Source organism: Streptomyces sp. NPDC001027 (assembly GCF_040299045.1).
Classification (GTDB): domain Bacteria; phylum Actinomycetota; class Actinomycetes; order Streptomycetales; family Streptomycetaceae; genus Streptomyces.
In genome coordinates this window covers 1-5,705 of record NZ_JBEPBI010000363.1, presented here as the reverse complement: position 1 = coordinate 5,705, position 5,705 = coordinate 1, and the positions used below count along the sequence as shown (strand labels likewise).

The window sequence follows — 5,705 nt, the reverse complement described above, 5'->3', positions numbered from 1 at the left end:
GCCGGCCGGAGCCGGACGGCCCTGCGGGGGTGCGGCCGGCGGCTGCTGGGGACCGCGCGGCGGCTGGCCGCCGGGACGGCCACCGCCGTCCCGTCCGGGCAGCGCGGCCCGGGGGCCCTGACCGCCGGCGAGACGGCCGCCCGCGCCGGGACCGGCGCCGAGGGCGCCGCCCTGCGAGCCGTTCTGGCGACGCGCGGCGGCGACGCCGGCCGCGGCCTGCGCGGCGGCGGGACCGCCCGCGACACCGCCCTGACCGGGCTTCGGCTGGGGCTTCTTGCCGCCCTGGGCGACGTCCACGGGCAGCATGACCAGCGCGGTGGTGCCGCCGGAGTCGGAGGGGCGCAGCTGGATGCGGATGCCGTGCCGCTGCGACAGCCGGCCGACCACGAACAGACCCATGCGGCGGGAGACCGACACGTCCACGGTGGGCGGCGAGGCGAGCCGCTCGTTGATCGCGGCGAGGTCCTCGGGGGAGAGGCCGATGCCGGTGTCGTGGATCTCGATCAGCACACGGCCGTCGGGCAGCGCGTGACCGGTGACCTTGACCTTGGTCTGCGGAGAGGAGAACGAGGTGGCGTTCTCGAGCAGCTCGGCGAGCAGGTGCACGAGGTCGTTGACGACCCGGCCGGCCACTTCGGTGGTCGGCACGGACGAGAGCTCGATGCGCTCGTACTGCTCCACCTCGGAGGCGGCGGCACGCAGCACGTCGACCAGCGGCACCGGACGGGTCCAGCGGCGGCCGGGCTCCTCGCCCGCGAGGACGAGGAGGTTCTCACCGTTACGGCGCATACGGGTCGCGAGGTGGTCGAGCTTGAAGAGCGAGGACAGCTGGTCCGGGTCGGCCTCGCGGGACTCCAGTTCGGAGATGAGCGAGAGCTGACGCTGGATGAGGCCCTGGGAGCGGCGCGAGAGGTTGGTGAACATCGCGTTGACGTTGCCCCGCAGCAGGGCCTGCTCGGCGGCGAGGCGGACGGCCTCGCGGTGCACGTCGTCGAAGGCCGCGGCCACCTGGCCGATCTCGTCCCGGGAGTGCACACCGACCGACTCCACCGACGTGTCTACGTCCTGCGGGTCGGACTCGGACAGCTGCTTGACCAGCTCGGGCAGTCGGTCCTGGGCGACCTTGGTGGCGGTCTCCTGGAGGCGGCGCAGCGAGCGGATCATGGACCGGGCGACGACGAACGCGCCGACCAGCGAGACGCCGAGCACGAGCAGGATGAGCGCACCGGAGATGATCGCCTCGCGCTCGGACTCGGCGCGCAGCTCACGCGCCTTCTGCTCCATGTCCTCGAGCAGCGTGTGCTCGATGTTGGCCATCTGAGCGATCTTGGTCGAGCTGTCGTCGATCCAGTCCTGGTAGGAGCGCTTGTCCTGCGACTGCAGACCGGTGGTGGAGCTCAGCGCGCGGGTGGCGTAGGTGTCGGCTTCCTCGATGACCGGGTTGCCCCGCTCGATGGGCTGCAGCAGCTCCTCGGCGCCGTCGTCGCCGTAGATGCTGCGGAAGCTCGCGAGTTCGGAGTCCTGGTTCTCGAGGGCGGCCTCGGCGTACTGCCGGTCGTTCTCGGAGAGGTCGCCGTAGACGGTGTTGCTCACCGGCAGCGCCGCCGCGAGCACGGCGCGCTGGACGGAGGCGTACTCCTTGGCGGCGGAGAAGGCGGACAGCGCGCGGGTGCGCTGGATCATCTCCGGGTTGCTGGTGGCCTGCGCCATGTCCTGCGACAGGTCCAGCAGGCTGGTGATCAGACGGTGGTAGGCCTCGACCGTCTGGGTGGAGTTCTTGGGCTCCGAGTAGGCGGTCGACCGGATCTTGGCCAGGTTGCCGAGGTCGCTGAGGAGGCCCACGAGGCTGTCGCGGACACCCTGCAGGTTGCCGTCGGTGCTGGCGGCGTCGATCTCCTCCGAGGCGTCCTGGAAGGCCGTCACGGCCTTGTCGGTCTTGTCCCGGTAGCCCTTGATGCCGAAGTCGGTCGCCTTGGTGCCGTGCGACAGCGGGCCGGCGGAGCGGTCGCGCTCGTTCTGCAGCTGGACGGCCAGCTCGGTGGCCTGCTTGGTCATGTCCGTCAGCAGCTTCATGTTGTCGAGCTGCTTGATGTCGTCCATCGACTGGTCGATGCGCAGCGCGCCCAGGGTGGTCGCGGCGACCACCGGAAGGGTCAGCAGCGCCACCAGACGCGTGGAGATGCGCCAGTTGCGCAGCGCCACCCGAGAGCCGGGACCGGGAGAACCGGTCGGCGGCTTCGCCGTCGGAGTCGGGGTGAAGGAACTCGGCGACGCGGACGAGCCGGGGCGCCCGGAGCGCTCACCGCCGTCGCCGGACGCGGCCGGGCCCGGGTTCTGGGCGTGCTGGGGCGAGGAACTGCCGGCATTGGGGCCAGTCCCGCCGTGCGGCTCCGGCTCCGCCGAAGCACTGCCATCCCTCTTGAAACGTCCCTGCACTAGCGTCGCAACCTCTGGACCAGGCGCCTTCCCGCGTGAACGGAAAGACGGTGTCGGCGTGTCGGGGGCGTCCTGAATTACGCCACCCTGATGGTCGTGAGTACCGGCGCTGGCTCCCCCTGTCTCGCCGCCACCGGGCGCGTTCTGCGCCCCCTGTGCGCCGGCTCGATCCCGCGGCGGTCCGAGGAATTCCAGCACAGTGCAGGATCTCCAACAAGGCCCGTTGGCCAGGCTGTGACATCCGTGACACGAAGTGAGGGTTAAGTTACGGGATGTAGAAAGCGTTTCCCCCTAAGGCGGGCATAAGGGTGTGAACCCTGGGGGCGACGAGGGTGTCCCAGTCGCCATGATCAGGAGCGGAATGAGTGCTTCAGGTGCTTTATGTCCGTTTCGTAGCGGTCGAGTGGGGGTCCGAAATGACCGAAATACCACTGAACTCGTGAGCAAACTCACACGCCAAACATGCGACGTTCACGCGTTCAACGGGAAGCGCGTGTTTAGCCTGACGCTTTACAGGGATGGCACATCCGACAAACCGCGCCCGCGCGGGGGCTTTTTCACAGCCTCCCCGGCGCCCCGACACGACAGGGCCACGTACACCAGTGAAGACGACGACGATGTTCCACAAGATCGCCAACCCGAGGCGCACGACGCTGGCGCACCTCAGCGACGCCGACGAACTGCAGCTCCCGGAGCAGCAGGAGCACTCCGTCGATCTTCCCGCCCAGACTGCCAACCCCAAGCGCACCGTCCTCATGGAGGCGCCGCTCGCCGCCTCCGTCGCGGAGTAGATCCAGGGGATCCAGGAGATCGTCCCCGGTCTCCGCGATCACATACGGGCGCCGGCCGCCGAATGCTCAAGCCGGTCGCCCACGGATGTCAAGGGCGTCCCCGGCCGGGGACGCCCTTCCGCGTTAGCCTGGAGCGTCACACTCCCGCCAGCTCAGTCAAGGGGCCAACCAACCCGTGCGCATCGCCAGGTTCTCCATCGACGGCAACGTCGCCTTCGGCGCGGTCGAGGGGGCCGAGCCGGACGAGCTCGTCCTCGACATCATCAAGGGCATCCCGTTCGCGGACTTCGAGCTCTCCGGCACCAAGGTGCCGCTGAGCAAGGTCCGGCTCCTGCCGCCCGTGCTGCCCAACAAGATCGTCGCCTTCGGCCGCAACTACGCCGAGCACGCGCGCGAACTGGGCAACGAGGTCCCCGACGCCCCGTTCGCCTTCTTCAAGCCGTCCACCTCGGTGATCGGCCACGGCGACGACATCCAGTACCCGGCGTTCTCCGAGGAACTGCACCACGAGGCCGAGCTGGCCGTGGTCATCGGCCGGATGTGCCGCGAGGTCCCGCACGAGCGCGTGGCGGACGTCGTCTTCGGCTACACGTGCGCCAACGACGTCACCGCACGGGACGTCCAGCGGCGCGAGAAGCAGTGGGCGCGGGCCAAGGGCTTCGACACCTCCTGCCCGCTCGGCCCCTGGGTGGAGACCGGACTGGACCTGGCGACCGCGTCCGACCTCACGATCCAGCTCACGGTGAACGGCGGGCAACGCCAGCTCGGCCGCACCAGCGAGATGACCCACTCCATCGCGGATCTGATCGTCAACATCACCGAGGCCATGACGCTGCTCCCCGGCGACGTGATCCTCACGGGCACCCCGGCAGGGGTAGGCCCCCTGGCTGTCGGCGACGACGTCGCCGTCACCATCGAAGGCATCGGCACTCTCACCAACAAGGTTGTCAAGCGTGGCTAGCGCACCCGGCACTCCCGTACGCGTCCGTTTCTGTCCCTCGCCCACCGGTAACCCGCACGTGGGCCTGGTCCGCACGGCCCTGTTCAACTGGGCCTTCGCCAAGCACCACCAGGGCACGCTGGTCTTCCGCATCGAGGACACCGACGCGGCCCGCGACTCCGAGGACTCGTACAACCAGCTCCTGGACTCGATGCGCTGGCTCGGCTTCGACTGGGACGAGGGCCCCGAGGTCGGCGGCCCGCACGCGCCGTACCGTCAGTCGCAGCGCATGGACCTGTACAAGGACGTCGCGCAGAAGCTCCTGGACGCCGGGCACGCGTACCACTGCTACTGCTCCCAGGAGGAGCTGGACACCCGCCGCGAGGCCGCCCGCGCCGCCGGCCGTCCTTCCGGCTACGACGGCCACTGCCGCGACCTCGCCGAGGCGCAGGTCGAGGAGTACCGGGCCCAGGGCCGTGCGCCGATCGTCCGTTTCCGCATGCCCGACGAGACGATCACCTTCACGGACCTGGTCCGCGGCGACCTGACGTTCACCCCGGAGAACGTGCCCGACTACGGCATCGTCCGCGCCAACGGCGCCCCGCTGTACACGCTGGTCAACCCGGTCGACGACGCGCTGATGGAGATCACCCACGTCCTGCGCGGCGAGGACCTGCTCTCCTCCACGCCGCGCCAGGTCGCCCTCTACAAGGCGCTGACCGAGCTGGGCATCGCGAAGTCCGCGCCCGCCTTCGGCCACCTGCCGTACGTCATGGGCGAGGGCAACAAGAAGCTCTCCAAGCGCGACCCGGAGTCGTCCCTCAACCTCTACCGCGAGCGCGGCTTCCTCCCCGAGGGCCTGCTCAACTACCTCTCGCTGCTGGGCTGGTCGCTCTCGGCCGACCAGGACATCTTCACGATGGACGAGATGGTCGCCGCCTTCGACGTCACGGACGTGAACCCCAACCCGGCGCGCTTCGACCTCAAGAAGTGCGAGGCGATCAACGCCGACCACATCCGTCTGCTCGACGTGAAGGACTTCACCGAGCGCTGCGCCCCCTGGCTGAAGGCCCCGGTCGCCCCCTGGGCGCCGGAGGACTTCGACGAGGCGAAGTGGCAGGCGATCGCCCCGCACGCGCAGACCCGGCTCAGGGTCCTCTCGGAGATCACCGACAACGTCGACTTCCTCTTCCTCCCCGAGCCGGTCTCCGACGAGGCGTCCTGGGCGAAGGCGATGAAGGAGGGCAGCGACGCGCTGCTCACGACGGCCCGCGAGAAGCTGGAGTCCGCCGACTGGACTTCCGCCGAGTCCCTGAAGGAGGCCGTCCTGGCGGCCGGCGAGGCCCACGGCCTCAAGCTCGGCAAGGCCCAGGCCCCCGTCCGCGTCGCCGTCACCGGCCGCACGGTAGGCCTCCCCCTCTTCGAGTCCCTGGAGATCCTGGGCAAGGAGAAGACCCTGGCCCGCATCGACGCGGCCCTGGCGAAGCTCGCGGCGTAACGCGGCGACACTCCCGAGGGGCGGCGCCCGGTGATCCGGG

The 5,705-nt window shown here is 69.9% G+C and carries 4 protein-coding genes; 3 read left to right on the top strand and 1 reads right to left on the bottom strand.

Translation table 11 applies throughout. From position 1 onward, the window contains the following. The coding region (locus ABT300_RS40590) for a sensor histidine kinase (protein ID WP_351687183.1) at positions 1-2,436 on the bottom strand (2,436 nt) is incomplete at its 3' end. A gap of 602 nt (positions 2,437-3,038) precedes the next feature. Between ABT300_RS40590 and ABT300_RS40585 the strand changes: the two genes are divergently transcribed. From ABT300_RS40585 to gltX, 3 genes are all read left to right on the top strand, one after another. After that, on the top strand, positions 3,039-3,227 hold the full coding sequence (locus tag ABT300_RS40585; protein ID WP_351687180.1) for a hypothetical protein: 189 nt from the start codon (positions 3,039-3,041) through the stop codon (positions 3,225-3,227). Between the two features lie 175 nt (positions 3,228-3,402). Next, positions 3,403-4,188, top strand: a complete 786-nt coding sequence (locus ABT300_RS40580; protein WP_351687178.1) for a fumarylacetoacetate hydrolase family protein — start codon at positions 3,403-3,405, stop codon at positions 4,186-4,188. Further along, positions 4,181-5,665 (top strand): glutamate--tRNA ligase, encoded by a 1,485-nt coding sequence (gene gltX, locus ABT300_RS40575; protein ID WP_351687175.1) that lies wholly within the window; start codon positions 4,181-4,183, stop codon positions 5,663-5,665. Before ABT300_RS40580 ends, gltX begins: the two co-directional genes overlap by 8 nt. The last annotated feature ends 40 nt before the right edge of the window (positions 5,666-5,705 follow it).